At 60.5% G+C, this 441-nt stretch carries 1 protein-coding gene; it reads left to right on the top strand.

Annotated elements, in window-relative coordinates:
• Positions 1-244 (top strand): DUF881 domain-containing protein (locus G3I71_RS47760; RefSeq protein WP_164325217.1); only part of this gene is annotated, 244 nt, incomplete at its 5' end.
• Between the last annotated feature and the right edge of the window lie 197 nt (positions 245-441).

A 441-nucleotide genomic window follows, 5' to 3' on the forward strand; every position in this document is an offset into this window, starting at 1 on the left:
CTCGTACTTCTCGGACGAGGAGGACGGGGTCGCGATCGACGGTAAGAAGATCACACAGCCCTATGAGTTCAAGGTGATCGGCAAACCGCAGGATCTGGAGCCGGCGCTCAACATTCCCGGTGGCGTCGTCCAGTCGCTGGAGAAGGAGCAGGCTGTCGTCACCGTCACACGTCCGGCGAAGATCGTTGTGGATGCCTTGCGGGCTGCGAAGCAGCCTGACTACGCTCGGTCGTCATCGTCGTGATGCGGGAGGTGCGGGAGACCGGCTCACGCGGGCGAATGCCTGCGGGGGGTCGAGGCACCGAAGTCGCGGTTCGTGGTGGAAACTGTCTGATGGTTACGGACGTTGTAAGTATGTCCGGGTCGTTAGTTTTTGCATTCGGAGTTCGTCCTGCCCAACGGGCGGGTCTATTTCGGTCAAGGGGAATCGCCTCTGAAGTT

The sequence above is a fragment of the Streptomyces sp. SID12501 genome (assembly GCF_010550245.1).
Classification (GTDB): domain Bacteria; phylum Actinomycetota; class Actinomycetes; order Streptomycetales; family Streptomycetaceae; genus Streptomyces.